We start from the raw sequence: 26,723 nt of genomic DNA, 5'->3' as shown, positions 1-26,723 counted from the left end.
AGCATTTGATTCCATACAAAACGAACACAACCGAAGGTTTGCCAGAGCTGATTTCGTTGTGCTGAATTTGGATAGATGCGCATTTTAACGGCTTTTAGAACCATTATTTTCTCCCTTGACTTTCAATATATCGTTTTACAACTTCTAAAGGCGCTCCACCAGTGCTAATTAAGCAATAGCTTTGTGTCCAAAAGGCTGATTTCCAAAGATATTGCTTGATTTCTGGAAATTGTTTTTTGACCATTCTGGAGCTAGACGATTTGTAAGCATTTAAAAATTTAGCCATTTCCGTATGAGGCGTTGCTCTAAACAAAACATGTACGTGGTCCTGATCATAATTCCATTCTTGCAAATTAATGCCGTATGCTTGTCCCACAACTACAAAACGATGTTTAAGATATTCAGATATTTCATCGTTAATTACTTTTCGACGATACTTAACCACCATTACCAAATGGTAATTAAGCAAGTATACTGAATGCTGATTTCTATCTAATTCTATTGTTATCACCACATTTTATAGATATATACTAAATATATCATAGAACAAAAGAAAAAGCACTAACGTACTTTAAGAGAGCGATTCATCCCCTACTTATAGAAGTGGGGTATTCTCGCAAATTTATGGATAAAATTTGTATAAGATTGTTTTGATTTTACTAAGGAAGTGTCTTATCAATGGGTCGTTTAGATAATAAAGTTGCAATTGTTACTGGTGGTTCTAAAGGAATTGGAGCTGCTGTCGCAAAAAAGTTTATTGAAGAAGGCGCAAAGGTTGTTTAACCGCTCGGAAGATGGATGAAGGACAAAAAGTCGCTGACCAATTAGGTGACAATGCGATCTTTATCCAACAAGACGTTGCTCGGAAAGGAGACTGGGACCGAGTAATTCGTCAAACTGTCCAAGTCTTCGGGAAGCTCAATATTGTGGTTAACAACGCGGTAATTGCCGAATACGCCGATGTTGAAAAGACACCTGCTGAAATTTGGGATAAAACAATTGCTGTTAACCTCACCGGTACAATGTGAGACACTAAGCTTGGTATTGAAGCAATGAAGAACAACGGGGAAAAGAATTTGATCATCAATATGTCATCCATTGAAGGACTAATTGGGGATCCTGATCTCTTTGCCTACAATGCTTCTAAGGGTGGTGTCCACCTCTTAACTAAATCCGCTGCGCTTGATTGTGCCCGAAAAGGCTATGACATCCGTGTAAATACAATTCATCCTGGTTATATCTCAACTCCACTAGTTGATAATTTGGTTAAGGATGATCCAAAAGCAGAAGGACACCTAGAAAGCCTTCATCCCCTTGGCCGTCTTGGAAAGCCAGAAGAGATTGCTAACCTCGCTTTATACCTTGCCTCAGATGAATCAAGCTTTAGTACTGGTTTGGAATTTGTCGCTGATGGTGGCTATACGGCTCAATAATATTCATAAAGGGAGCGATCGTGACTTCGTTTTTCGACGCGAAGCTAGCCTCTGGGAGCCCCTGCAAGCAACAATAGGCCTCCAACGTTCGGTTTTACCGGACGTTGGAGGCCATTGGTGTACTGCGCCATTTGTCTTTTATGAAAATAACTTGGCTTATGTCACAATCCTTTTGTTTCACATTAAATTCCGAATTACCAATGAAATTGCCAAAATCAATGATCCAATCCCGACAATTATTTGCATAAGACGGCCAGGCAGGTGGCGAACAATAATCGGTCCTAAGTAGCCCCCGATTACATTTCCAATCATCAACGGAATAACATAATTCCAATAAATTGTCGTCTCAAGGGCGAACACTATCCAGGATGTTGTATTTGTAACAGTCATCGCAACATTTTTTAGCGCATTATTAACTGCAAAGCTCTTTTGCCGATTGATCACTGTCAGCAAGGTTAGCATTAACACTCCGGCACCCGCATTAAAGAAGCCGGAATAAATCCCAACAATAAAAATACCAATGATTGATAAAAATTGGCCGATCCGTGACTTACCAAATAATTTACTGTTTCCTGCCATCGTCCCTGTACTTTGCTTCGGATGATGGGGAAACAACAAGATAATTCCGGCTAACGCAATGCATAATGGCACCAGTTCCGCAAACCACTTACTGGGGACAGCAAATAGCAAAAAAGCCCCAATAATGGAACCAGCAAATACCAATGGCAAAATAATCCATAATTGTCGCCGATTATGCTCTAATTCCTTAAACGATGAAAAGACCGAACTATAGTTACCAGTGACTGTCGAAAAAGCACTCGTTACGTTTGCCATCACTGGCGGTAACCCCAATGCAAGCAGTGAAGGATAGGAGACTAGTGATGCTAAACCAGCGGCTGCACTAATAATCCCCGAAAGAATTCCAATTCCCAGTAATAATAAAACAAAAACTACTCCACTCATTTTTGAACCATCCCTTTAAATGCTAGTACTAATTGTAAACCACTTTTCTAAGATAAGTAACCTAATTAACGATTTGCATTCTGTTATAATATTAGCTATGATAATAGAGAATAAATCTGGGGTGCCAAACGGCTGAGATAATACCCATTGAACCTGCTCTGGTTAATACCAGCGAAGGGAGATTCAGTGATATTAACTTAATGATTAACTCCATGATTTTTTGTCATGGAGTTTTTTTGCCCTTATATCTTAAGGAGTTTTATTATGACTAAACGTTCATTACATTTGCGTGACATTATTTTGCTTGCCCTGATTGGAATTATTTTTGGTGTAATTTATTTTGCAGCCAGCTTTGTCTATAACGGGCTAACTGTTCTACTGACACCAATTGGTTATGGTCCAATGGCTAACGATTTAACAATGGGAATCTGGTGTATGGCTGGACCGCTTGCCGGCTTTTTGCTTCGGACACCGGGAGCGGCTTTCCTTGGTGAGTTTTTGGGAGCAGCCGTTGAAATGCTTCTCGGCGATCAGTGGGGAGCAGCCAACCTAATTTCTGGAGCGGTTCAAGGTATCGGGTCTGAGCTAGGTTTTACTTTTACGTTCTATAAAATGTATAACTGGTTAACCCTCCTCATCTCATCCCTCACCCTTACATTTGTTACCTTTGGCTGGGATTGGTTCCGCAATGGCTATAACCACTTCAGCGGACAAATGCTAATCATTATGCTCATCGCCCGTTTCATTTCAATGTTTGTCTTCTCTGGAATTCTGGTTAAATTGATTACTAACCTTCTCCAACGAGCCCACTTAATTAAACACTAAGACTATGAAAAATATACAATTTAATGATCTTTCATTTAATTTTGATCAGCAACCGATTCTTAAAAATATTACCGCCAAATTCACTGTTGGAAAGATTCACTTACTTACCGGGGTTTCTGGGAGCGGTAAATCCACCATTCTCAAGTTAATCGCTGGTCTCCTGCCTAAATATGGTGGTGAAATAGTTGCTGGAGCAGTCGATGTACCAACAGATGCCCATATCGGGATGGTATTCCAAGATCCGTTAATGCAGTTTGCTCTTGATACGCCACGCCACGAATTAGAATTCACTCTGGAAAATTGCCAAGTCCCAACTGACAAAATTCCAGAACGCGTTAAAGAAGCTTTACAATTCGGTAAAGTTGACGACCTTGCTAACCGGTTAATCACCACGCTTTCCGGTGGACAACAACAGCGCGTGGCTTTAGCAGCAGCTACGGCAATGCAACCGAACGTGCTTTTATTAGACGAACCCTTTGCCAATATTGACGAAGAAAACCGGCAACTTATCCTTAAACAATTAGTCCGCCTCAACAGTGACTATCACACAACAATTATCATTACTGACCATGATTTGCATGGTTACGAGCGACTACATCCATTGGTTTGGCAATTAACTAAGGGGCACCTTGCTCAACTTTCCAGTAAAAATAGTAGCCAACTTTTAACAGCGAGCGCGACTCCCCAAATTACCACTACCCTTCCTCCGTCAACCTTGCCCACGATTATCAAATTTGATGAATTAGCAATAAAACGAGAGAATTATTCCTTACTTTTACCAACCAATTTAGGCATTGTTAAAAATAAAATAACTTTATTAACCGGACCAAATGGGATTGGTAAATCTACCCTTCTAAAGGCAATTGCCCGACTTTTGAAATATGAAGGAAAGATTGACTATGCGGAGGAAAACATTCAAAAAATATCACCTGGGAAATATTACAAGCATCTGGGATTGATTTTCCAACATGCCAACGATCAATTCCTAAATGTAACCGTTGGCGAAGAAGTGGCATTAGGCTTTAAAACTTGCCAGAACCCCTATTTTAATCAACAACAAGTCAACGAAGCATTAGCAGCTCTTGGTCTGAACGGAAGAGAAGATCAAGTTGTTTATTCTTTGAGTGGTGGTCAAAAGAAAAAGCTGCAAATCCTTCTGATGTTAATGCGCGGACAAGAAACCTTATTGCTTGACGAACCATTTACTGGTTTAGATCCAACATCTTTAAAGACTGTCCTGCAACTAATCAAAGCATCCCAAAAAGAAAAACCACAAACTTTGTTGATTGTTAGTCATCAATTAAGCGGACTTGATGGTTTCATTGATTATCATCTTACAATGAATCATCAACGTCTTAATTATGTTGGAGGGAGTTATGAATCCTAGTTTAAAATTATTACTTGTTATTTTGCTTTCACTTGAGCTGACTTTTGTAACTAAGCTGTGGATTAATCTGATTGTCATTGTAATGTGTTTGCTAATCCTTATTCATCAGCGATTTCACTGGCGACAATTTTGCTGGTTGGCTTTTGTCCCCCTCTTTCCGGCACTAGCTATTTTTATTACAATTGTCTTCTTCAGTCCTAGTCACAGTTTCTTTGATGGAACTGTTCTTTTTAGTCGACTTTACGTTTATGTCTGCCTTGGAACGGTCTTTACATTTACAACCGATACCTTAACGCTTGCTCGCTCATTAGAACAAAATTGTCACCTTCCTAGCAAATACGCTTATGGGGTGCTCGCCGCTCTTAATCTGATTCCGAAAATGAAACAAGCCGTTACAACTATTTATACGACCGGACAAATGCGGGGTGTTAATTTACATTGGTGGTCACCAACGCTCTACTTCAAAGCGATTCTGGTTGCTATTCAATGGTCGGATCAATTAGCGCAAGCCATGGAATCACGCGGTTTCGTAGAAGGACAAGCACGAACAGCTACCGTGAATATCCCGATTACCAGCCACGATTGGCTTTCTTTTTTAAGTATTATTTGCCTTGTACAGATAATTGTAATTGCGCTCCCTTGAGTTTTCATGCGATAATAATATAAAAAGAAGGGACTGATATAGTGAACGATAATAATTTAACGGACCGGATCGTTAATGCTTTATCCTATTTAAGCATCTTATTTTTACCAGTTATCTTTCCACTAATCGTGTGGATAATTGCCAAAAGCAGTGATCGACCAACTATTGCTAAAAACGCTCGCTATGCATTTTGGAGTCAAATTTTCCCATTGTTATATGTAATAGGCGCAATTTTAGTCTTTAGTGTCTTTTCATTAAACCCCGCTAACTTCCACGGGGGCGCATTGTTTGGAATTCTCCTAACATTTGCTCTTTTATTAGCCCTTTTGTTATTTATTTATAATATTGCCATGGCCGTGAAAATGCTGATTGGCCGTGAGTAAGCTAAGAGAGTAGTAAGTGGGAATTAACCTCCTCGACAAGGCGGTGGGCTAAGGATAGAACGGTGATTAGCACGGCACGGGCTGATTATCGTTCGGACTTAGCCTCGAGCCTTGTGGTTACGACGCGAAGCTAGTTCCACGATATCTTAACAATGTTCGTATAAATAAAGAGGCTGTTGAAAAAAATAAATTTTTCCAGCCTCATTTTTTATCCAAAATATCAAGTGAGGTGATTAATCGATGGAAATGATTTTAGGCATTGTTCTTCTATTGACTGCTGTTGTTGCAGCTAATGTTGTTCATCTTGTTTACCCTAAGATTCCACTATCCATCTATCAAATTATTGCAGGAATTCTTTTAGCATCCCTGCCTACTGAGGCCACTAACTTTACCATGCATCCAGAATTATTCATGATGGTGATCATTGCTCCTTTAATGTTTAATGACGGGCAGAACCAATCATTCCGTTATCTTTCAAGCAATATCAAATCGATCCTATCAATGACTGTTGGATTAGCACTTGTAACGGTTTTGATTACTGGTAGTTTTTTACACTGGCTTCAACCAGGAACGTTCTCCTTAGCACTCGCCTTTATGTTGGCTGCGATTGTTACGCCGACTGATGCGGTCGCTGTAAAGTCAATTACTACTAATATGAAAGTACCGAAAAACGTTAATGGTGCTCTGGAATATGAATCCCTCTTTAATGATGCATCGGGAATTGTGCTTTTAGATTTGGCGCTGGAAACCTACCGTTCTGGACAATTTTCGCTTGGTCATGGAATCTGGATCTTTGTTTATGTTTTCTTTGGCGGAATTATCTTCGGAGCAGTGTTAGGGAGTCTGTTAATTAGTCTCCGTACTAGTTTGATGCGAAAACATGTTGATATTGGCTCCATCGTTATTCCGATCAACGTAATGACTCCCATCGTTGTTTACTGGTTAGCTGAAGAACTACACCTTTCAGGAATCCTAGCCGTCGTTGCAGCGGGAGTTGTTCATAGTATCCTCTATGATCGAATGCGGCTTACATCTACTAAAGTGCAAATGTCTACTACCACTATTTGGAACATCATTAGCGATGCGTTAAACGGGTTAGTATTTGTTCTTTTAGGGGTGATGCTTCCGCCGGTACTTGGAAGGACTTCTTGGCAAAATCTGGGTGCAATCGTTGCCTTAGCCTTTGCTATCTATATTATTACAACCCTTTTAAGATTCTTATGGGTCCGGTTTAAGCTCGTCAACATTCAATCGACTAACCTCAACCGTGATAGTCTCTTAATGGCGTTAGGAGGAATTCACGGAACAATCACTCTGGCATTGGCTTTCTCGCTGCCAGTTCTGATTAACAACCATCAATTTGCGTTCCGTAATTCAATGATCTTGATTGCCGCAATTGTTATTTTGATTAGTATTGCTGTTGGCGCAATTGGGTATCCAATTATTTTACCGCCTAAATCTAAGAGTTATTCGAAGAGTGAATTTCAAAAAGAACTTATTAAAACAGTTCAATATGCTATTAATGAGCTACGGACTTCAGAAAAATATTCCCCAGAAAAAGCCGTTGTTATTGACCAATTGAGTAGTCAAATGACGCAATACCACGAATTTAATCGTAATGTTTATAGTCAATTAATGGGTAAAGCTCATCAAATTGAATTAGCTACCTTAGACCGACTTAACGAAGAAGGCCGAATCTCTGACAAGGAGGCCAAATTCCTCGTTAATTTTGTTACGCGGTCGATTTTCCGCGTAAATAAACACAGCTTTCTTGAATTATGGATCATCTTATGGCACCGGTTAAAATGGCGTTTTATTCGCTACCGCCATCTCAAAAAAGGATCCCGCTATAATGTGGGACCAAAATATCAATTAACCAAGGAACAGCGCGCTGAAACAGCTGAGATCCTAGAAATAATTAATCGTGAAATCGATAAATACCTTCATTTGATTGAAACTCCACAAAACGCGAATGAAGTTGCCATGGTACGACGGACGTACTTCCAACGAAAACGATTCTTCCTCCACGATATTTCGATGGATACCGACCTCATTACTTCTTTATTTATTGAGGCATTTCAGCTTGAACATAGTTATGTTCAAATGCAACTTGCCGATGACCAATTTTCACAAGAATTAGCAAACGCATTAAACGAACAGATCTCAACTGATGAATTGGTTTATACTCAATCATTAGACTAAAAAAGGAAATTGCTGCAAAATCTTGCAAAGCAATTTCCTTTTTATGTTTAAAGAAATGTAAGTAAAAAAGCAATCAATGCTGGTAAAAATTGAATTAGAATAATTTTTTTGGTTGCAGTAAGTGCACCAAATAATGCAACAACCATCACAAAAACCAAGAGCATTCGCCATACTAATACTAAGGTTGCCCCACTAAATAACCAGTAACTGGCGATGATAGCTGCTCCTAAGGCGCCGTTATAAATCCCCTGGTTAGCAAATGAAACCCGTGCTTCATGCTGTTGCGTAAACTTAAGCGGTAAGTCAAACGCCTTGGCTTGCTGTGCCGGGTTACCAAAGATTTCTAAGGCCATAATACCTAAATGTTCGATTGCAACAAACATCGTAACAATAATTGCAAGCATCTTTTTCCTCCAACTATTTAATATAGTGATCTAAAAATTTTGTCAAATGGCGCCGATATTCGCTAGGATGGGTCGCATATGACTTCGCGTGCGCTGCTCCTGGCACTACCCACAATTCTTTACTTCCCTCTGTTGCACGGTAATTGCGATAAACCATTTCAGTTGGAACAAAATTATCTTTTGCTCCATGGATAAATAGCATTGGACGATGATTATGATGCAGCATATTTAAGGAGCTAGCTTCATGAATGTAAAAACCATTCTTCACCCGATTAATTAAACTCATCGTACTTATTAATGGCACCCGTAAAAACTTCGGAATCCCATATAAATTACCGGCTTCATAATTCAATTCATCATTAAGACTCGTATATCCACAATCTTCGACAAATGCTTTTACTTGTGACGGAAGGTTAATGCCACTAGTCATCATTGTTGTCGCACCACCCATGCTAACACCAAATAAGACTACTTGGCTATCTTCCCCATTATGCCGAATAAGTTTATTAATCCATTTGCGAATATCGTAACGCTCTGGCCATCCATAACCAATGTATTTCCCTTGGCTTTGACCATGAGCACGCGCATCTGGCATTAGAACATTATACCCCATCTGATGGAAAAGCGCGGCATATTCGCCCATCTTCTCTTTGTTACCCATAAATCCATGGGCAATTACCACATTTTTAGTTGTCGGTTTAGCAGCAGGGATGTAATCAGCAACTAGTTTATAATTTCCACTAGCCGATTTCATTGTCCATTTTTCTTTTTTGGCATGCTTAAACCACATTTTCTGCTCATACAATGGATCATTTCGTGAAATTTTAGTTGAATTATTAATAAAATCCTTATGCCCCGGTACCATTGCCACCGAGAAAAAATAGCTACTAGCGGCAAAGATTGCCACAGCGATTACAACTACAATTCCAATGAGCCATCGCCAAGGATGCCGCCGTTTCTTTTTTGTCTTTGTTTCCAAAATAATTAACCCCATGTCACATTATTTAATCAATGCGCCTAGTTTAGCACACTTTCTGTTATTTTGCATATTCTTTTCATTCAAAATTGTTATGCTAATGTTAAAATAGATAATGATATATTAAGGGAGTGAAATAATGTTTCCAGAACGCCTACGAGCACTTCGCAAAGGACAAAAGATAACCTTAAAGGAGCTTGCTACCCATCTCAATGAAAACCTTAGTCCCAATGAAAAGCCAAACACTGCTTCACAAATCGGTAACTGGGAACGTGGTATTCGGACCCCGTCATACGTTGAAGCACGAAAACTAGCCGAATTCTTTGATGTCAGTCTGGACTATCTTACCGGAAAAACTGATCGTGATGATTTTGACTTAGCAAAATTATTTTTCTCTAGTAAGAACCTGTCGTTTAATCAAACTGTACTTTCAAGTGATGATCGATATGAAATTTTTCAACTAATCGATGGTTACTTAAAGGGACGGCATAATCGCCGGGATACAGACACCTTCTATGGTAAGCAAGAACAACTAGATTTAAAACTTAAATAAGGAGTTTCTGATGAATCCTAAAAAATTAAAACAGCTAAAAAAGCGGGTAAAAAAAGCTCATCAAATTGTTAATGAGCCTTCATATATTCAAGAACTAAATACTTACCGTGACCTATTCGATGACTTTCCTCCTGTAAAATACCTCATTAATAATGTTTTAGAAAGTGATCGACTACTCAAAAACGGCTTATTGCCACAACCTCTACCAAAATTATTATTACCGGATAACATTCAAGATGCCATTTTCAAAAAGGTTAATGAACAGTTCCCACAAGGTGATCCACGTGGCGATAAACTTTGGAATAAATATAGTGAGGCGTTGCCAAAATTAGATAAGGCGTTGCGCAACTATCGTGATTATCTCGAGGAAACATACGGAATGTGGTCATACGTCAATGCACCTTTTGCCAAAGCACTTTCTGATTATTTAGGTGGGGCACCGACATTAGAGATTATGGCCGGTAATGGTTATATTTCTAAGGGATTACGCAATAACAATGCCACCCAAAAGATTTATACTACCGATAGTCAGGCATGGATAAAAGAAAACGAAACGGGCAAACACCCTGTCACTAAGATTGAGAAGTTGGACGCTCTAGAAGCAATCAAAAAGTATGGTGACGAGGTCGAATATGTCATTATGTCATGGGCTCCCGATAAGGGTGAAATTGACTGGGAGGTCCTGAAACTTCTTCGTTCAACATTCCCTGAAGTCAAATTATTAGTTATTGGCGAAAAAGATGGCGCAACTAACTCTAAGAAATTCTGGCAAGAAGCCCAATTGAGTCAAGACGATGAGTTACAGAAAGTTAATGCTAACTTGCACTCGTTTGACTTGATTGATGAACAGATTTATCTAGCGAAATAAAAAAGTTGAGGTTAAAAGAGAACAAAAGTTTTCTCTTAACCTCAACTTTTTATTTAATCAATTTTAGCCACTAATTTTCCGACTACTTCATGATTTTTAATCGCTGTTAAACCCTCAATAATTTGATCAAACGGAATCACCTTCTCAATCAAAGGCTTTACATCCCCATTAGCTATTAATTTTAACATTTCCGCATTCATTCGGCCCAAATCAGCTTGCTGATATGGGTTGCCACTGAGATGCGCCCCACCAAGATTAACGACATCTATCCCTAGACCGCGATCAAACATTGGAACATTATCAAGTGAAGGAACGTCAACAATCGTTACTAAGCGTCCATTATAGGCTAACCGCCACAAATCAAGTTCTGCTTCTTTTTTACCTACCGTATCAATGATCAAATCAATGCCAAGCCCATCGGTGAGATCGGCTAACTTTTTATCCACATCTTCAGTTTGATAGTTGATGATTGTATCTGGAGCAAGCTGCTTTACATAGTCATATTTACTAGATGAAACAGTTGTAAACACCTTACAACCATGAAGTTTAGCAAGTTGGATAGCGATACTGCCAAGCACTAACGCCGCCTTCAACAATTTTATAGTCGACCGGATTAAGCCCAGCAGCATGCACCTTGATTAGAACTTTATGTTCAGCTGGCGTAGGAACCGAGACTTCCGCAAAATTCAAATCTTGCAATGAACGAGCTGACGCTTTTTCAACTACTAATGCTTTCATTTTTCGTTCTCCTTAATTTTATAATAATTATTATAACACTTTGCCTAGGCATTCTTCATAGCCATCTTATTAAGGTAGTGCCAAATTTGCGAACGATATTTCCGTAATCCGAACAACATCACAAGGTAAATGATAACTGCTAGTGAAATCCAAACGGGACTTTCTGATATAAAGGCAGCAAAAACCAATGCATTCAATGGTCGTGCTACTAAGTTAAAGCTTGTTACCAGGACTACCCCGGTTGGAATTGCAACGCCATAGTGGGCCACTGCTGCAGTATAGACCGGACTGAGCCAACTGGCCGCATATAAGCCTAAACTAAACCACACAATTCCCGTCGCAATTACTTTTAAGATATTTCCACGAGTCACCGCGACAATTGATTCAATCATGTACGGAATTGCAATTAAATCAACTACCGGAAGGGTCTTATTGCCAGGAAGAATAAAAGCAATTAAAACCATAATCGGGATTAAAATGATTCCTGAAATTAAAGTGGCTGATTCTCCATAGCCAACGCCATCATCAACAGCTAGGAACCACCGCTTTTTATCATAACGGCTATTTTTATTTTCGCCATGTCGTTTTTTCTGCTGCTCATCAATTTCATTCGCGATGGGAATAAATGCCTTTGCGAATACGTTTGTAACAAGGGGAAAGATCGCCATAACGGCAGCTAATTGAATCGCAAATTTAGTAATCTGTCCCCAAGCGCTTATTTTCCCCAGTGAAGATAAATTACCCAAGATCCCAATTATTAATCCCAGGATAATTCCCATTGTAATTGGTTCCCCAAAGACACCTAGTTTTTTCTGAAAATCTTTAGGAGTCATTTTCACTTTGTTAAATCCCAGTAAATTCCATAACGGATCTAAAATAATCGCTGGAACCACTTGCTCGATATTATGTAAGGAGTCGACGGTGGTATTCTCAATTCCATAATAGTCTGCCCACCGATCTGCTTGAATTTCCGCTAAGACTAGTGAGTACAGGAGCATAAAAAATTCCAGCCCTAATGATAGCCAATAATTATGAGTTACATAAAAAGCTAGCGTGCCCCAAATCATATACCCAAAATTATTCCAAATATTAGAAGGCAGAAATACTTTGGTAACGCCAAGCGCAAATAAAATTAATTCAGTTAGTAATCCAAAAACAAAAAACGATAAACCAACCGTTGATCCAAACGCTGCTAATGACCCTGCTTGCCAGCCGATATCAACCACTGGTAGTTTAATCCCCGTATTATCAACCATTTGGCGGACAATCTTAGTCACCACTGGCGTAAATTCTGTGATAATCCAGGTAAAACCAGTTAAACCGACACCAGCATAGAAAGCACTCATCATTGCTGTCTTAGGCTGCACTCGTAGTAATAAAGCAATGATAAAAATTATTATTGGGACAACTACACTCGCGCCAAAAGTTTGAAAAATAGCATTAATTTCTTGAAGCATGTTTTACTCCCTCCATCGAATAAACTGTTACCTATATTTTCCCTAAGACTGGTCTTTTTAGCAAGGCAAAAGGTTTATCTGCGTTTGCTGTAGAAATCTATTCAGAAATTTGCTACAGTATGATGAGTTTAATCTATTAGGGAGGGTACATTTTATGAAATATCGTTTACAAGCTATTATTTTTGTCTTCGTTGCCTTTATGCTCGGGTGTAACGAATATATGATTGTCGGCGTTTTACCTGATATAGCTCACGAATATCATGATTCGCTTGGTAAGTTAGGCCTACTTGTAACTGTATTTGCCTTGGTTTATGCTATTTTCACTCCGATTATTACTTCAATGGCAAATCGGTGGCGACGACATCATGTTTTATTAGTTCTCATGGTCATCTTCTTTATCGGCAATACGTGGACAGCAATGGCGCCAAACTTTATTTCAATGTTGCTTTCGCGGATCCTAACTGCTAGTGTTGCCGGTGCGATTATCTCAATGGTCCTCGTAATGGCGAGCTATGTTGCGCCGCGTGAAAAAAGAGCAAGCCTGGTTTCATGGGTTTTTGCTGGATTTAGTATCGCGTCAGTTATCGGCATTCCAATCGGGACCGTTATCAGCACTACCCTTACTTGGCATGACAGTTTTTGGATGATTTCTGGAATTACGATCATTGTTTTTGTCGCCTTGATTTGGCTCGTCCCACGTGATACGCCTCAATTTAAGAGCACCCTTAGTAAACAGTTTGTGTTATTTAAGGATTCACGAATTATTCTTGGTGTTAGTTTCATTGTTGCTATTTGTGCGGCCGACTACACAATTTATACCTATATTCGTCCTTTAATCACTAACGAAATGGGCTTTGATAACATATGGTTGAATTGGCTCCTATTCGGAATGGGAATCTTCTTTATTATTGGTAATAAATTTGGTGGATACTTGGCTGACCGTGGCGGAATTCATCGTCTCAGTGGAATCTACGCGGCAATGACAATCTTATTTCTCATCTTTGGTCCCGTCTTACCATTCAAGTGGGGTGCCATTATTATTGTGGCTGTCTTATGTATTGCCTTTTCATGCTATGGTTCTTCCACCCAATTAATGTTCCTTGATATTGCCGAAAAACAATATCCTCAATCACTTGACTTAGCTTCATCCTTAAACTCAATTTTTGCTAATATTGGTATTTCACTAGGCTCTTTTACTGCCTCTCAGGCTGTCACCTTCACTGCCATGAAAAACCTCGGTTACGTTGGCGCAGTCTATGGGCTTATTGCAACAATACTAGTCATAGTCCTGAGTAAAAAATATACGGGAATGCGCAATTATTAAACTTAACTTTGAGTACAGATTTTTCCATCTGTGCTTTTTTATTTCCCGGGAAATTAATATGCAACTAATAGTAGCGGGGTGAGCAATTGTTGTTATCTAAGGATTCTATTGACCTTTTGATTAGATCCAATTAAATTCTAAATATAGATTTTGAAAAGGAGCTTTTTGCTATGCCGTATTCTTTTCCGCATCAACTGCTCAAATTGCGGACTGAAAAACAATTATCACAAGCTGAACTAGCTACGCGTCTATTCGTTCCCCGCCAGGCCGTCTCTAAATGGGAAAATGGGGATGCTGAACCAAGTATCGATAAGCTAATTTTGCTTGCCAAAGTTTTTAATGTTTCATTAGACCGCCTTATCTTGGGAACAAACGACTTTAATCAACCAGTGGTAAAACTTAATAATATTGTTAAAACTTTTAACTCACCAGTTCTCAACAGCCTTGATTTAACTATTCACAATAATGAACGCATTGCCCTTCTTGGTAGCAATGGCGCTGGTAAAACAACTTTAGTAAAAATAATTGAAGGTGCTTTGAAACCCAACAAAGGTACTGTTAAATGGTATTTTAGTAAAAATGATTCTTTAAATATCATGTCTCAAGAAAATATTTTAATTCCAACCCTAAAAGTTAAAGAGCAGATTATCTTGACAGCCGCCATAACTAAGGTCGGTTCAAAGCAACGAATCAATTATCTTCTTGATCAATTCAAATTATCATCCCAGCAAAATACAATTATTGCGAAATTATCAGGTGGACAAAAACGTCGCCTTTCGCTTTTGCTTAGTGTCCTCCGTCAGTCCAAACTTCTGATCCTAGACGAGCCAACTGTTGGGATGGATTTAGAATCAATTGACTATTTTTGGCATTTTATTGAAAAGGTTTCGGGAAGTATTTTAGTTATTACTCATAATTTCAATCAAATTGATAAATTCTTTTCCCGTGTTCTGCTCCTTAAAGATGGCCAAATCTCTCAAGACATCCCTATTAAGGAAATCCACCAACATAATCAGACAATCGAACAATGGTATCGTCAACACAATCGTTAGGAGTTTTCTTATGAGCATCATAGCAATTCAACTAAAACAAGTTTTGCGCAATCGTCGTTTCTTTCTTTTTACTATTCTACTGCCAGGTATTTGGTATGTGTTTATGATTCAAGTTGCTAGTACATCCCTCCCCGCCACTGGCAACTTCCAGCTCGCTTTACTTTTGCTTGCTCTCCTGATGGGAATACTCGGTAATTCGATCGTTACTTTCAGCAAACGGATTTGTAGTAATAAGGACTTCTATATTCTTCAATCGCACATTAGCCATTATTCTCTGTGGAACTATTTATTTTCGCAATTAATTACCCAAGTCATCATCAATTTGTTCATCACCATCGTAATTATGATTCTTGCTATTTTCCTTCATACTATCGAGTTCAACTTCATTACTATCACTAGTATTTTGTTAACCAATATCATCGGAATATATCTAAGCGTGATCGGGTTTGCAATTGGGCTTTCCTTTGACGCGCCAACTGTCGATGCCGCTGGAACCCCAATCCTATTTATAATCGCAACTTTTATTATTCCGCGGAAACACCTCTTACCAGCTAATTCTTTTATTAATTTCTTTACTAATGTTCAAAAGCTATTTCCAACTTATTATCTTTACGCCGGCCTCGATCATCTATCGGTTAGTCATCTTGGACTACTATTTGTAACTGCGATTATTACTCTGCTACCTTGGCTTAGCTTTATCTATCGAAAATTAATCAACTAAAAACCGGAATACCTAGTACTAAACATACTAAGTATTCCGGCTTTTTCGTGTATTGATATTATCTCAAGTCAATCAGCACTGTCCACATGGCCGATTAACTAGACACCTCACAATCCGGTGAGTTAATGTGTCCCACTTGTCAAAATGTCAATGGTAGCTCTTAGGGTCGCTACCAGACCTCTCGACTCATCGCAAATTATAATTTAGCATATTTGACCTATGGATGCAACTCTTATGCTCTTGCTTCCATTATATCTGCAAGGTGTTCGGCTACCCATTCTTGAGCTTTAGTAATCAAATCAGTTGTCTTTCCACTTTGATCGGTTTCATTTGCTAATTCATCGATCCGCAATCCCGTTTTATTAATATCTTCACTCTCCATTACTAAATAAAGATTAACAGGGTACTCGATCTCTTTATCCAATAATTTAACATCTAATCGCTCTGCCTCATCCATCGGTATGTTGATTAGGTTGGTTTCTAAGCGAAAGCTAACTGGATCACCTTTTTTCATTTTAATATTCATCTTATATTGACCAAGGTGTCCCGTATCAAGCTGTTCAATCATAAAATTAATTGCAGTTGTTAATACTGTTTTTTGCTGTGATTGGGCAGCAGTTTTTTCAACTTCTTCTGTCACAACCTGATCGCTCGTCAACTGTGACAAATAATCAGCTACTGACATCTTCATTTTTTCATTTGCTCCTTCATTTTTTCAATTTTAGCTTTTGTATAGTCTGCACGCTGTTTTGCACCATAATAAACACCAGCAGCTCCTACTAAAATCCCAACAATACTTAGTGCTTGAATAAATAATCCGTATGCACTTTCTCGTGGACTTACCATTTGAAATGCGGCTAAACTAGCGATTGCAAAATAAAGATTTACTAAAATCGTTGCATATCCACAAAAGCGCATCTTTAAAAACGATAATCCGTTAACAATGATTGCTAAAACGATAAAGAGGAGCAGCCGCGGCCATACAGATGATGATGTCAGCGAGTGACCATGCTGAACAAACATAAAAGCATCAAGGACTAATGCAATTACTGCTGCTACTGATGTTACAATAACAACTTTTTCATTATTCTTCATTTATTTTGCCAACTTTCTTTTTTGCTATCCCCGCGGATGACCAATATTTTCACATCCCTTAATTAACGAAAAGTAAGTGGGAATTAACCTTCTCGACAAGGCGGTGGGCTAAGGATAGAACGGTGATTAGCACAGCACGGGCTGATTATCGTTCGGACTTAGCCTCGAGCCTTGTGGTTAATTTCCACGATATCTTAAACAATGTTCGTATAAATAAAGAGGCTGTTGAAAAAACAAAGTTTTTTCTCAGCCTCCATTTTACTAAATTAAGTTAAAAAGCTCAATTATGCGAGTAAATCAGCTACTTCAGCGGTTGGAATTCCCGTAATATATTGTTGGGTTCCTTCCGCTTCAAGGACTTTAGCAATTTCATCATGGTCATACTTAATCCCTTGGAGCTTTTCTGCCAGTTGGTTAATATCCTGTGGGCCAAAGAAATCGCCATAGAATTTCACGTTTTTGATTACGCCATCTTTAATATCAAAGCGGGCATCAATTGTCCCCATATCAAAGTGTTTCCGCCGCTTAACCGTAAACTCTGGCGACTTACCATAGACCCAATCCCAGTTGTTATAGTACTGCTCATAGATCTTATCAATTTCTTTTTGATCTTCAGGGGTAACCACGTATTGCTTATCCTTAATCTCCTCAAGGTCGTCAACATGGAAGAGACCTTTTAGCAATTCATCCCTAAATGTTGGCACATCAATATCTTGGTACTTTTCATCCAAGTATGGACGAAGATTCGTAACCCGTGATCGAACTGATTTGATCCCCTTTGAAGCAATCTTATCTTTTGCCACATGAAGGGCATCCGCGACGACACTTAAGTCAACATCAAGCATTAAAGTTCCATGGGAGAACGTCTTTCCATTACGTGAATACATCGCATTCCCCGAGAATTTCTTACCATCAACTAAAATATCATTACGACCGCTGACTTCTGCACTAGTAGCACCCATTTGATGAAGAACATTAACAATTGGCTGGGTAAACGATTTAAAGTCACCGAATTCTTCACTATCACTTGGGACCACAAAACTAAAACAGAGGTTCCCTAAGTCTTGATAAACAGCACCACCGCCTGATAAACGTCGGGTTACCCGGATACTGTGTTCCTTTACATAATCATGATTAATCTCTTCAAGCGTATTTTGGTTCCGGCCCACGATAATACATGGTTCTTCATAATAAAATAGTACTAAAGGCTCTTTCCCAAAATCCTTATTATTCATTAAATATTGTTCTGTAGCTAAATTCATTCCAATATTATGAGAAGTCATTGAAACATAACGCATAACTAGCACCCTCTTATAAAAACATCAACATAAATAGACTAAAAATTTACTTTTGTCATTTAGTCATCCATTTGTAGTGTACGTCTTTTCGTAAGCGTTTGCAATATATTATCGACAAAGCAAAAAATACTTTCTTTTTTACATCTTTTTAGGGCGAAAACATTTTATAATAAAGGTATAAACTTTCGGAGGTGTCTATTATGACAGAAATTTATCCATACAAACACATTCTAGTTGCTGTCGATGGCTCAAAAATTACTAGTAACGTCTTAGAAAGTGCCATTGATTCTGCACTACGGAATCATGCTAGCCTTGATATCTTACGGATCGTTCAAGTAACGCAACTAACAGATGGCTATAGTAATGCGGCCCTTAGCAACGAAGAAACATATAACATTGTTAAAACTACCAAGGAACGACTCGATGACTTGAAAAAGCGCGCGGTCGATGCGGGGGTTGAAGATGTTAACGTTCATATCCGGTTTGGAAATCCAAAACGTGTTATTGCTCATGAATTTCCGTCAGATCACAACACCGACTTGATTATTCTCGGTGCGACTGGTGTATCTGGTCTTGAACGCTTTGTTCTTGGCTCTGTTACCCACTATGTTAGTCGGATGGCAAAATGTGATGTTCTTGTTGTTCGCAAAAACGACCATGTTAACTAGGTGAAAAAACGGTGAAACAAATTGTTACTGGCATCGTTGCTCATGTCGATGCTGGAAAAACGACTTTAACCGAAGCACTCATGTATGAAACCGGCGCTATTCGAAAGCTAGGTCGCGTGGATAATGGAGATGCTTTTTTAGATCCTAACACACTCGAAAAGCAACGTGGAATCACTCTTTTTACTCATCAAGCTGAGCTAACATATAATGACCTTGCGCTTACCCTTCTCGATACCCCAGGACACGTCGATTTTGCTAGTCAAACAGAACAAGTCTTACCAGTTCTTGATTATGCAATTCTTGTCGTTTCAGCTACTGATGGCATTCAGGGATACACTCGCACATTATGGGATCTTCTTGCTCGTTATGATATCCCGACCTTCATTTTCATTAACAAAGAAGATGTGATTGGTGCTGATCCTAGCAGTGTTATCAAACAACTGCAAAAAGAATTTTCGCCGGCTTGCCTTAATTTTGCTGATCCATTAACTGACGAAGTTCGTGAAACAATTGCCATGCAAGATGATAAAGTTTTAGAAAACTACCTCAGTACTGGTAGCCTTAGCGATCAAACAATTCAGCAATTGATTAAACAACGTAAAGTGTTCCCTTGTTATAGGGGAGCAGCCCTAAAGTTAACTGGAATCACTAATTTCTTAAATGGACTTGAGAAATGGACAGTTACGCCTGCGTTTTCTGATGAGTTTGTGGCGCGGGTATTCAAGATTTCCCATGATGACAAGGGTAATAGGCTTAGTTGGGTTCGTGTATTCGGTGGCAAAATTCCAGCTAAATCAGTTTTACTAAACGAAGAAAAAGTGAACCAAATCCGAATATATAACGGGGCTAAATTTAGCCCAACTCAGGTTTTAAACGCAGGTCAAGTCGGTGCTCTTACTGGATTAACTTCCACATCCCCTGGACTTGGTCTTGGTAAAACAAAGCCACTCCCTGCGCCAGTCATAAAACCGGTCTTAAATTATGCCGTTAAAGTTGCTAAAGAGGACCTTCATGCTTGTCTCAACGCCTTAAAAGAGCTTGAAGATGAAGATCCACAACTACAGATCTCTTGGCATCCTCACATCCAAGAAATTCACGTTCAGATTATGGGAGAAGTTCAACTTCAGATCCTGCAACAATTGCTTCAAGAACGTTACCAATTGGAAGTTACATTTGATGAGGGAAACGTTCTTTATCAAGAAACGATTACTAACAAAGTCGAAGGAGTCGGTCACTTTGAACCATTACGTCACTATGCTGAGGCCCACCTTCTTTTAGAACCAGGAAAACAAGGCTCTGGAATTACAATTAACAGTGACTGCAGTCTTGATATTCTGGATCGCAATTGGCAACACCAGATCTTAACTAGTTTACAGGCCAAAGAACATTTAGGAGTTCTTATAGGAGCTCCTCTTACCGATGTCAGAATTACCCTCATTGGTGGTCGCGGCCATATTAAACATACAGTTGGTGGAGATTTTCGTCAGGCTAGTTGGCGAGCGGTTCGCCAAGGATTGATGGAATTGAAGGAACAAAACGAATATCAATTATTAGAGCCTTGGTATGCTTTTCATCTTAAAGTCCCGAATGACCAAGTAGGACGCGCAATTAATGATATTCAACAAATGCATGGTACGTTCGCGCTTGATGAAGCTAATAGTCAAGACCTAACCCTGATTACGGGAACTGCTCCTGTTGTGGGCATGCGCGACTATGTCCAAAGCGTTCGCACCTACACTCACAGCCAGGGTCAGCTCGAGCTTGTTGTTGCTGGCTATTATCCATGTCATAATGCTGAAGATGTTATTAAAGATGTTAATTATGATCCGGTTGCTGACCTAGAGAACACTCCTGATTCTGTCTTCTGTGCTCATGGTGCTGGTTTCCCCGTTCCATGGAATGAAGTCCCCGCAATGGCGCATTATCCGTATAGAAAATAGGTTGTTGATAAAGAGAGAGGCTGAGAAAAAACTTCGTTTTTTCAACAGCCTCTTTATTTATACGAACATTATTTAAGATATCGCGGAACTAGCTTCGCGTCGTAACCACAAGGCTCGAGGCTAAGTTCGAACGCTAATCAGCCCGTGCCGTGCTAATCACCGTTCTATCCTTAGCCCACCGCCTTGTCGAGAAGGTTAATTCCCACTCACTCTCTTTTTTCATTCAATTGTCAATAGCAATCCATACAATGCACCTAATAAATTAGCCTCATTGCCAAACTTTGCGGTCATTATTTCTGGCATCGTAACATCATCATGAAGACGGTAATCACTCTTCTGCAGAATCATAAATTGCTTCTTTATTTCATCAATTAAAATTTTTTGCGTACTAATGCCACCACCAATGAGCACACGTTCAAGGTCAACAACTGTCTGAATATTTAAAATCAAAACAGCTACTCGCCGACAAAACCCTTCAAATAAGGACCAAATAACTGGATTATGACAATTAATTTCTTTAAATACTCGTCGGCCATCAGTTTTATCCTTAATATCACAAATATCAGCCATGGTTTCAATCATCTTAACTGCTGAAGTAGTAGCCCCCATTGTCGAATAGTGAAGTTCAGGCGCATCATTATCAATGATCATGGCACTTAATTCACCGGCCTGAAAATGTGGTCCATGCAAGAGCTGATTATTAATAACAATCCCGCCGCCAACGGAAGTTCCTAATGTAATTACAGCACCATTACTGATACCGTTGAGATTGCCAAGCCACATTTCTGCTAACGTCGCACAATTAGCATCATTACCAACATATACTGGACAATGAGCTCGTGATTCCAGATAGGCCGCAAAGTTAAAGGTCCCCATAAAGCCAAGGGCGCCAGTAAATTTTACCTCTCCAGTCGTCGGATTAACGACTCCTGGAAGACTGACACAAATCGCAGTAACCTTTTCTAAAACTGGTTCAACCACAGCAAAGATTGCAGCCAGAAACGCTTCTTTTTGATGAGGAGTTGAGACATGATTTTTCTCAAAAATATTACCAGAGTGATCAATTAAAGCACTCTTTACCTCTGTCCCACCAATATCAATACTTAAATACTGTCGTTGCATAACTCCTCACCTCATTTCTCTTATATTATACACGACTCCGCTGTTGAAGGTACCAAATACAAATACTGATGAATAAGCCCACCAGGGTAAAAGGCAACCAACTAAAGCCAAGTTGATACAAGGGAAAGTATTTTTCTGCAAAATGGATTAATGACATGCTAAATGTGGTATCTCGTAAAACCGGTGGGAAAGTATTTACCATATCAAAAAATGCAGGAATCATTGTTATACCTGTCGTGATTCGGTAAATTAACGAAGCTCCCTTGAATAGGGGCGAAAAAATACCTAGTAGGATCAACACAATGGCTAGCGGGTAAAGAAACATTAAAACTGGTATCGACCATGAAACGATCCGGTCCAGTCCCATGTTAGCAACTAAAAATGACAACAGGCAATTGCCCCGCAAAAAGGCTTTATAAGAAATCTGGGGAAAACGATAGTGGAAGTCCTGAGCAAAAGCGACTACTAACCCCATCGCCGTTGTCATACACGTGATTGTCGCAAGGGTTAACAATAATACATTTCCAAACTCTCTCATATAATAATGAGCAATTTGGTTTAATGTTGTTCCCCCATTAGCTGCGATTGCGAATTGATGCCGACTCGTTGTCCCCAAATAAATTAGTCCAATATACAAAATCCCAATTCCCAAAATTCCAATCATTCCACCCTTGGTAGTAGCAAGTGAAACTGATTGTTGAGATTTAAAACCAAGTTGGCGAATTGCGGTAATAATCGTAACGCCAAAAACCAATGCTGCTAATGCATCAACAGTATTATATCCTTGAATAAAACCATTACTAAAGGCATGATTAACATATTCTGGAGTTGGTTGGGGAGTAGTTGTACTTCCCATTGGATGAACAAAGGCGAGAAGAAAGATCAAAAATAACATAATAAGGAAAATTGGATTTAAAACCTTACCAATTATTTCGGTGATTTTTCCTTCACACGTTGCAAAAAAGTAAACAATTAGAAAAAATGCTCCGGTATAGGCTAATAATCCCCAGCCTTGCATCCCTTTACTTAAATATGGCGCAACTCCAATCGTATAAGGAACAGTTGCCGTACGCGGGGTTGCACATAAAGGTCCAATAATTATTTGAACCAGGATAAGGAAAATAAGGGCAAACCTTTTCCCATTTGGTAAAGCTAGTTCATATAATCCATTTGCATGTGTAATACTAATCGCAAGTAATGCAAATAGCGGTAAAAGAACACCGGAAAGCAAGAATCCGCCCGTTGCTGCTATCCACTGGTTACCGGCTAATTGTCCTAAATGTACAGGAAAAATTAAATTTCCTGCCCCAAATAACATTCCAAAAATTAGCGACCCAATTACCAAGTAGGTTTTACACGCTGCTTTAATTGAGTTCATAGTTAATCACTCGCTCCTTTTCTCTCAATTTAATCTGACGCTAAATTATACCATGAAATAGTCGCTGGAACAGAAGTACATTTTAATCAAAAAGGACCGTTACATCCTCTCAAATGTTAACGATCCTTTAAAACTAATTTTTTAAAAAGTTAGCTACTAGTTCCAAAATTTCTTGGCGTCGTGAGCCATTAAACATATGCCCTTCTCCAGGAATTAAATGCAACTCACTGTTAGGCATGATTACATTATATTTCTTTGATGCTTCAAGGGAAACCACATTATCAGCTAACCCATGAATTAGCAGTGTGGGGCCACTATAATGTTGTGCTGTTTCGTAAATTGGTAAAAGCTGCACCGTTCGGAAGTAGTCACCGCCAACGGTAAAGCCATGCACATCAACCGTTTCTGGTATATGGTTAGGGTCATATTGGCTTCCCTGACAAACTCCTTTTAATGCATCATCTTTCAAGGTTGCAGCAGGTGCCAGCAGTACTAGTTTTGTAATAATATCGCGATAATAAGCCGCCAGCATCGAAGCAACTACCCCACCTTGCGAATGACCAATTAGGTAAATCTTCTTTGCTTGCATAGTTGTGTGAGCATAGTCAATGATTTTCATTCCATCCAGAATTTCACTAAAAACTGTCATATCCTTGAATTCACCATCACTATGACCAGTTCCATCAAAGTCAAAGCGTAACGTTGAAATTCCTTGTTGATTTAAATAGTGCGAAAGAGCATACAGAATTTTAGAATCATCATATCCCAGATTGCCCTTAAAGCCATGCATCAGAATTGCGACTGTATCGTTTATAATCGTCGTTGTTCCCTCAAGAAGACCATATAGCTTTAGACCATCTCGTTTGATTGTTATTTCCATCAAACCACCTCCCACTTATTATACACTGTTTGATTTAATGTTTTAGCTTCTCCAACATTGCATGGTGGTGTGCCTCGTGTTTCTCATCCACCTTGATAAAGAAGTAAGAAACCGCAGCCAATACGGCAACTACAACACCAACTGTAATCGTCTTAATTGTAAAATTGGTTCTCATATAGCATGAGATTAAGAGCGCTAACACTGGAATAATATATTTTCCGAGAAGCTTAAACCCGTGATTAGGGAATTCATTAGTATGTTTAAACTTAATTACTGCTAAAATTGATGGAACATATTGAACAAACGAAGCAAGCACAATACAAGAAACAAGAAAGAGGTAAGATTGAGTAACTAATAACATCGAAACAACGGCTGTCAGGATAATCGCTACCCATGGTGCATCATGGCGGTTCTTTTTACCAACCCACTTTGGTAACATTGCGTGTTCATTCGCTAGTGAGGAAATTAATGACGGAGTGTTAAAGGAGGCCGCAAACGCTACCCCAAAAATACTGATCAACATTCCCACAATCACTAAAATGTACCCCCCCATTTACCGACACCAGTTCCAAAGGCATTGGCAATTGGTGTACTATACTTTGACATCCTAGTTCCTAAAATACGGATTGCTACTAGCATCATTAGCGAATACATAATCGTTACACTAACCATTACGGCAATTAATACGCGCGGAATATTTTTCTCTGGATCGGTCATTTGTTTTGCAGCAATTGGGATAAAGGAAAAGCCAGTAAACATATAGAAGACAACACTAAAGGCTGCTCCAAAATGTTTGGCAAGCGGCATTGCCCCGGTGGTTGCTGCATGAGGGATTACCGGTGAAAAATTAGCAAAGTGAATACAAAAAACGCCAATAACAATAAAAGCAAGGATCGTAATCATTTTTGCAGCTGAAGAGAGGTTATCGACCAACTTAACAAGCGTCCGGCCGAAGAAGTTAATGATTGAAAATAATAAAATTAAGCCAAAAACAGAAACATAGTATACCCAATGAATATTAAAAAGTGGTAAAAAGCTTCGGAGAGTTGTCAATAAGGCTACCACTTCGGCAGATAAAGTACAGCATCCTAAAAGCCACGTAAAGATGCCGAGCTCATAGCCAGTAAACCGGCCAAATACATTATATGAATAAAGCCAAGCCGCACCTGATCCTGTAAAACAACTAGAAAGGTCCGCATAACATAACGCAACCATGCTAACCGTAATAGCGGCACAGAGTAAGACAAGGACACTTGCTAAATCCATATCTTTATAGATAACTTGTGGTAGCAAAAAAGCACCTGACCCAATAACACCATTAATACCTAAAAAGTAAATTGAAATGAACGATAACTTTTTAGGATTTTTCTTTTTGGCAGATTGTAAAATTTAAGTTGAACATTTTAGTGGACAGAAAAACCCATAAAGGTCTTTAATGGTGTCGTCACAACATTCCATTAGAAAGAAGGACCTTTATGGGCACCACTATTTTATCATTTGAAGACCGCATTGTCATCGAAACGCTTCGTCATGAAAAGCGATCTCTTCGATATATCGCTGATTACCTGGGCTTTAGTAAGACTACTATCTTTAATGAAATTCACCGGTTAAAGGGTGAATACCATGCGACTAGTGCGCAAGCCGACCACGAAACTAAACTTAGTTATCGTGGCCGGAAATGCTCATTAACGGTTAACCTCAAACGACTAATCGAAGAAAAGATCAAGGTCCAAAAATGGTCAATTGAACAAGTAGCCCATGTGGTTATGATCGCCTATAAGACTATCTATAACTGGGTTGATCAAGGCCTCTTAAAGATTAGCTTAACTGACTTACCAGATCATGGTATTCGCCGTAAGCGGGCTAAAGAAACTCGTGGTACTTTTAGTCATGGTCGTTCGATTGAAGATCGTCCAGCTGAAGCTTCTGATCGTAATATTGCAGGTCATTTTGAAGCTGATACGGTTTTATCTGGCAAGCGCAAAGGTCAAGCAGTAGCCACGTTTGTCGAACGCAAGAGTCGCCTTACTATCGTTAAACGGCTTGGTGGACGAGATAGCACTTCAATGACTAAGGCTATCCTTGAGTTAGCTAATCAATTAGGAACTAATCTCAAGACACTGACGGTTGATCACGGGAAAGAGTTCGCCAACTACCAATCAATTGAGAAAAATACCGGCGTGCCGTTGTACTTTGCCCATGCTTATTCTCCGCATGAACGTGGTAGTAATGAGAATCGTAATCGAGTGTTACGGCGATTTATTCCTAAGGGTCAGCCAATTGAAGAGATTAGTGATGATGAATTGATTCAGATTAACTGGTATCTGAATTCACGGCCACTCAAATGTTTGAACTGGCGAACTCCAATTGAGATCTTTTTGCTTAATCTGCGTCATTAAATTTGTTCAAGTTA

The 26,723-nt window shown here is 39.2% G+C and carries 27 protein-coding genes, 2 pseudogenes and 1 riboswitch; of the genes and pseudogenes, 14 read left to right on the top strand and 15 right to left on the bottom strand.

What is annotated here, in order from left to right:
* Window positions 1-104 (bottom strand): helix-turn-helix domain-containing protein (locus QOS06_RS08480; RefSeq protein ID WP_283595822.1); only part of this gene is annotated, 104 nt, incomplete at its 3' end.
* Window positions 104-502, bottom strand: a complete 399-nt coding sequence (gene tnpA, locus QOS06_RS08475) for an IS200/IS605 family transposase (protein WP_041816996.1) — start codon at window positions 500-502, stop codon at window positions 104-106. The genes QOS06_RS08480 and tnpA, both read right to left, overlap by 1 nt.
* A 176-nt stretch (window positions 503-678) precedes the next feature.
* Between tnpA and QOS06_RS08470 the strand changes: the two are divergent.
* A pseudogene (locus tag QOS06_RS08470) lies at window positions 679-1,433 on the top strand (glucose 1-dehydrogenase).
* 177 nt (window positions 1,434-1,610) lie between these two features.
* Here QOS06_RS08470 and QOS06_RS08465 read toward each other — a convergent pair.
* The gene (locus tag QOS06_RS08465; RefSeq protein ID WP_078009635.1) at window positions 1,611-2,396 is read right to left on the bottom strand and encodes a sulfite exporter TauE/SafE family protein; all 786 of its coding nucleotides are present in this window, start codon (window positions 2,394-2,396) and stop codon (window positions 1,611-1,613) included.
* Window positions 2,397-2,503: 107 nt separating this feature from the next.
* Window positions 2,504-2,593: riboswitch (TPP riboswitch) on the top strand.
* 67 nt (window positions 2,594-2,660) lie between these two features.
* Between QOS06_RS08465 and QOS06_RS08460 the strand changes: the two genes are divergently transcribed.
* The 5 genes from QOS06_RS08460 (at window position 2,661) to QOS06_RS08440 (ending at window position 7,836) form a co-directional block, all read left to right on the top strand.
* The gene (locus QOS06_RS08460; RefSeq protein ID WP_003670016.1) at window positions 2,661-3,221 is read left to right on the top strand and encodes an ECF transporter S component; all 561 of its coding nucleotides are present in this window, start codon (window positions 2,661-2,663) and stop codon (window positions 3,219-3,221) included.
* A 4-nt stretch (window positions 3,222-3,225) separates the two neighbouring features.
* Window positions 3,226-4,608, top strand: a complete 1,383-nt coding sequence (locus tag QOS06_RS08455) for an ATP-binding cassette domain-containing protein (RefSeq protein ID WP_003670014.1) — start codon at window positions 3,226-3,228, stop codon at window positions 4,606-4,608.
* Entirely contained in the window at window positions 4,598-5,251 is a 654-nt protein-coding gene (locus QOS06_RS08450; RefSeq protein WP_035159611.1) for an energy-coupling factor transporter transmembrane component T family protein, read from the top strand. Before QOS06_RS08455 ends, QOS06_RS08450 begins: the two co-directional genes overlap by 11 nt.
* A 41-nt stretch (window positions 5,252-5,292) precedes the next feature.
* Entirely contained in the window at window positions 5,293-5,634 is a 342-nt protein-coding gene (locus QOS06_RS08445) for a magnetosome magnetite crystal formation protein family (RefSeq protein ID WP_003669070.1), read from the top strand.
* 240 nt (window positions 5,635-5,874) lie between these two features.
* Window positions 5,875-7,836 carry a cation:proton antiporter gene (locus QOS06_RS08440; protein WP_003670011.1) on the top strand — a complete coding sequence of 654 codons (1,962 nt, stop codon included), beginning with the start codon at window positions 5,875-5,877 and terminating at the stop codon, window positions 7,834-7,836.
* A 47-nt stretch (window positions 7,837-7,883) separates the two neighbouring features.
* On the opposite strand, the gene QOS06_RS08435 is transcribed toward QOS06_RS08440, so the two are convergent.
* The gene (locus tag QOS06_RS08435) at window positions 7,884-8,240 is read right to left on the bottom strand and encodes a DUF1304 domain-containing protein (RefSeq protein WP_003670010.1); all 357 of its coding nucleotides are present in this window, start codon (window positions 8,238-8,240) and stop codon (window positions 7,884-7,886) included.
* Window positions 8,241-8,253: 13 nt separating this feature from the next.
* A complete protein-coding gene (locus tag QOS06_RS08430) occupies window positions 8,254-9,234 on the bottom strand; it encodes an alpha/beta hydrolase (RefSeq protein WP_003670008.1) in 981 nt (326 codons plus the stop codon).
* A 121-nt stretch (window positions 9,235-9,355) separates the two neighbouring features.
* Between QOS06_RS08430 and QOS06_RS08425 the strand changes: the two genes are divergently transcribed.
* Window positions 9,356-9,769 (top strand): helix-turn-helix domain-containing protein, encoded by a 414-nt coding sequence (locus QOS06_RS08425; RefSeq protein ID WP_085650577.1) that lies wholly within the window; start codon window positions 9,356-9,358, stop codon window positions 9,767-9,769.
* 10 nt (window positions 9,770-9,779) lie between these two features.
* Entirely contained in the window at window positions 9,780-10,637 is an 858-nt protein-coding gene (locus QOS06_RS08420) for an SAM-dependent methyltransferase (RefSeq protein WP_099980003.1), read from the top strand.
* Window positions 10,638-10,690: 53 nt separating this feature from the next.
* Here QOS06_RS08420 and QOS06_RS08415 read toward each other — a convergent pair whose 3' ends face one another.
* The 3 genes from QOS06_RS08415 to QOS06_RS08405 are packed head-to-tail and all read right to left on the bottom strand — an operon-like array spanning window position 10,691 to window position 12,832.
* Window positions 10,691-11,215, bottom strand: coding sequence for a zinc-binding dehydrogenase (locus QOS06_RS08415; protein WP_229283245.1), 525 nt, complete (start codon window positions 11,213-11,215; stop codon window positions 10,691-10,693).
* The gene (locus QOS06_RS08410; protein WP_225429515.1) at window positions 11,184-11,375 is read right to left on the bottom strand and encodes a hypothetical protein; all 192 of its coding nucleotides are present in this window, start codon (window positions 11,373-11,375) and stop codon (window positions 11,184-11,186) included. The genes QOS06_RS08415 and QOS06_RS08410 overlap by 32 nt, the downstream gene beginning before the upstream one ends.
* Before the next feature lie 44 nt (window positions 11,376-11,419).
* Window positions 11,420-12,832, bottom strand: a complete 1,413-nt coding sequence (locus tag QOS06_RS08405) for a PTS galactitol transporter subunit IIC (RefSeq protein WP_003670003.1) — start codon at window positions 12,830-12,832, stop codon at window positions 11,420-11,422.
* Between the two features lie 154 nt (window positions 12,833-12,986).
* Between QOS06_RS08405 and QOS06_RS08400 the strand changes: the two genes are divergently transcribed.
* From QOS06_RS08400 to QOS06_RS08390, 3 genes are all read left to right on the top strand, one after another.
* A complete protein-coding gene (locus QOS06_RS08400; RefSeq protein WP_003670002.1) occupies window positions 12,987-14,156 on the top strand; it encodes an MFS transporter in 1,170 nt (389 codons plus the stop codon).
* Between the two features lie 170 nt (window positions 14,157-14,326).
* Complete coding sequence (locus QOS06_RS08395; protein WP_003670001.1) at window positions 14,327-15,208, top strand: XRE family transcriptional regulator; 882 nt, start codon at window positions 14,327-14,329, stop codon at window positions 15,206-15,208.
* A 10-nt stretch (window positions 15,209-15,218) separates the two neighbouring features.
* Window positions 15,219-15,929, top strand: a complete 711-nt coding sequence (locus QOS06_RS08390) for an ABC transporter permease (RefSeq protein ID WP_283595810.1) — start codon at window positions 15,219-15,221, stop codon at window positions 15,927-15,929.
* A gap of 232 nt (window positions 15,930-16,161) precedes the next feature.
* Here QOS06_RS08390 and QOS06_RS08385 read toward each other — a convergent pair whose 3' ends face one another.
* The 3 genes from QOS06_RS08385 to lplA all read right to left on the bottom strand — a co-directional run bounded on the left by QOS06_RS08385 (window position 16,162) and on the right by lplA (window position 18,322).
* On the bottom strand, window positions 16,162-16,620 hold the full coding sequence (locus QOS06_RS08385) for a hypothetical protein (protein WP_078009649.1): 459 nt from the start codon (window positions 16,618-16,620) through the stop codon (window positions 16,162-16,164).
* Window positions 16,617-17,024 carry a hypothetical protein gene (locus tag QOS06_RS08380; protein ID WP_003669993.1) on the bottom strand — a complete coding sequence of 136 codons (408 nt, stop codon included), beginning with the start codon at window positions 17,022-17,024 and terminating at the stop codon, window positions 16,617-16,619. Before QOS06_RS08380 ends, QOS06_RS08385 begins: the two co-directional genes overlap by 4 nt.
* Window positions 17,025-17,308: 284 nt before the next feature.
* Window positions 17,309-18,322, bottom strand: a complete 1,014-nt coding sequence (gene lplA, locus QOS06_RS08375) for a lipoate--protein ligase (protein WP_283595807.1) — start codon at window positions 18,320-18,322, stop codon at window positions 17,309-17,311.
* 200 nt (window positions 18,323-18,522) lie between these two features.
* Here lplA and QOS06_RS08370 point away from each other — a divergent pair, with 200 nt between their 5' ends.
* Both QOS06_RS08370 and QOS06_RS08365 read left to right on the top strand, forming a co-directional pair.
* Entirely contained in the window at window positions 18,523-18,990 is a 468-nt protein-coding gene (locus QOS06_RS08370) for a universal stress protein (RefSeq protein WP_085650117.1), read from the top strand.
* Between the two features lie 11 nt (window positions 18,991-19,001).
* Window positions 19,002-20,930, top strand: coding sequence for an elongation factor G (locus tag QOS06_RS08365; protein ID WP_283595805.1), 1,929 nt, complete (start codon window positions 19,002-19,004; stop codon window positions 20,928-20,930).
* A gap of 219 nt (window positions 20,931-21,149) precedes the next feature.
* Here QOS06_RS08365 and QOS06_RS08360 read toward each other — a convergent pair whose 3' ends face one another.
* From QOS06_RS08360 to QOS06_RS08345, 4 genes and pseudogenes are all read right to left on the bottom strand, one after another.
* On the bottom strand, window positions 21,150-22,052 hold the full coding sequence (locus QOS06_RS08360) for an ROK family protein (protein WP_085680769.1): 903 nt from the start codon (window positions 22,050-22,052) through the stop codon (window positions 21,150-21,152).
* A gap of 25 nt (window positions 22,053-22,077) precedes the next feature.
* Window positions 22,078-23,430, bottom strand: a complete 1,353-nt coding sequence (gene brnQ / locus QOS06_RS08355) for a branched-chain amino acid transport system II carrier protein (protein WP_085680767.1) — start codon at window positions 23,428-23,430, stop codon at window positions 22,078-22,080.
* A gap of 133 nt (window positions 23,431-23,563) precedes the next feature.
* Window positions 23,564-24,310 (bottom strand): alpha/beta hydrolase, encoded by a 747-nt coding sequence (locus QOS06_RS08350; protein WP_085680765.1) that lies wholly within the window; start codon window positions 24,308-24,310, stop codon window positions 23,564-23,566.
* Between the two features lie 34 nt (window positions 24,311-24,344).
* Window positions 24,345-25,699 (bottom strand): annotated as a pseudogene (locus QOS06_RS08345) (APC family permease).
* A gap of 86 nt (window positions 25,700-25,785) precedes the next feature.
* Here QOS06_RS08345 and QOS06_RS08340 point away from each other — a divergent pair.
* Window positions 25,786-26,709, top strand: coding sequence for an IS30 family transposase (locus QOS06_RS08340; protein WP_283595801.1), 924 nt, complete (start codon window positions 25,786-25,788; stop codon window positions 26,707-26,709).
* Window positions 26,710-26,723 lie beyond the last annotated feature (14 nt).

The organism is Limosilactobacillus sp. DJ3M12, assembly GCF_947381695.1.
GTDB lineage: Bacteria > Bacillota > Bacilli > Lactobacillales > Lactobacillaceae > Limosilactobacillus > Limosilactobacillus kinnaridis.
The sequence above is the reverse complement of the archived record's forward strand: the minus strand, read 5'-3'. Positions and strand labels throughout refer to the sequence as shown.

Bases quoted from the DNA above. Each gene is read 5' to 3' on its own strand.
- QOS06_RS08370 (WP_085650117.1), top strand. From the start codon at position 18,523: ATGACAGAAATTTATCCATACAAACACATTCTAGTTGCTGTCGATGGC.
- QOS06_RS08455 (WP_003670014.1), top strand. From the start codon at position 3,226: ATGAAAAATATACAATTTAATGATCTTTCATTTAATTTTGATCAGCAA.
- QOS06_RS08340 (WP_283595801.1), top strand. From the start codon at position 25,786: ATGGGCACCACTATTTTATCATTTGAAGACCGCATTGTCATCGAAACG.
- brnQ (WP_085680767.1), bottom strand. From the start codon at position 23,430: ATGAACTCAATTAAAGCAGCGTGTAAAACCTACTTGGTAATTGGGTCG.
- lplA (WP_283595807.1), bottom strand. From the start codon at position 18,322: ATGCGTTATGTTTCAATGACTTCTCATAATATTGGAATGAATTTAGCT.
- QOS06_RS08385 (WP_078009649.1), bottom strand. From the start codon at position 16,620: ATGAAGATGTCAGTAGCTGATTATTTGTCACAGTTGACGAGCGATCAG.
- QOS06_RS08450 (WP_035159611.1), top strand. From the start codon at position 4,598: ATGAATCCTAGTTTAAAATTATTACTTGTTATTTTGCTTTCACTTGAG.
- QOS06_RS08395 (WP_003670001.1), top strand. From the start codon at position 14,327: ATGCCGTATTCTTTTCCGCATCAACTGCTCAAATTGCGGACTGAAAAA.
- QOS06_RS08425 (WP_085650577.1), top strand. From the start codon at position 9,356: ATGTTTCCAGAACGCCTACGAGCACTTCGCAAAGGACAAAAGATAACC.
- QOS06_RS08465 (WP_078009635.1), bottom strand. From the start codon at position 2,396: ATGAGTGGAGTAGTTTTTGTTTTATTATTACTGGGAATTGGAATTCTT.
- QOS06_RS08420 (WP_099980003.1), top strand. From the start codon at position 9,780: ATGAATCCTAAAAAATTAAAACAGCTAAAAAAGCGGGTAAAAAAAGCT.
- QOS06_RS08405 (WP_003670003.1), bottom strand. From the start codon at position 12,832: ATGCTTCAAGAAATTAATGCTATTTTTCAAACTTTTGGCGCGAGTGTA.
- QOS06_RS08400 (WP_003670002.1), top strand. From the start codon at position 12,987: ATGAAATATCGTTTACAAGCTATTATTTTTGTCTTCGTTGCCTTTATG.
- QOS06_RS08460 (WP_003670016.1), top strand. From the start codon at position 2,661: ATGACTAAACGTTCATTACATTTGCGTGACATTATTTTGCTTGCCCTG.
- QOS06_RS08380 (WP_003669993.1), bottom strand. From the start codon at position 17,024: ATGAAGAATAATGAAAAAGTTGTTATTGTAACATCAGTAGCAGCAGTA.
- QOS06_RS08350 (WP_085680765.1), bottom strand. From the start codon at position 24,310: ATGGAAATAACAATCAAACGAGATGGTCTAAAGCTATATGGTCTTCTT.
- QOS06_RS08410 (WP_225429515.1), bottom strand. From the start codon at position 11,375: ATGAAAGCATTAGTAGTTGAAAAAGCGTCAGCTCGTTCATTGCAAGAT.
- QOS06_RS08360 (WP_085680769.1), bottom strand. From the start codon at position 22,052: ATGCAACGACAGTATTTAAGTATTGATATTGGTGGGACAGAGGTAAAG.
- QOS06_RS08430 (WP_003670008.1), bottom strand. From the start codon at position 9,234: ATGGGGTTAATTATTTTGGAAACAAAGACAAAAAAGAAACGGCGGCAT.
- QOS06_RS08390 (WP_283595810.1), top strand. From the start codon at position 15,219: ATGAGCATCATAGCAATTCAACTAAAACAAGTTTTGCGCAATCGTCGT.
- QOS06_RS08440 (WP_003670011.1), top strand. From the start codon at position 5,875: ATGGAAATGATTTTAGGCATTGTTCTTCTATTGACTGCTGTTGTTGCA.
- QOS06_RS08435 (WP_003670010.1), bottom strand. From the start codon at position 8,240: ATGCTTGCAATTATTGTTACGATGTTTGTTGCAATCGAACATTTAGGT.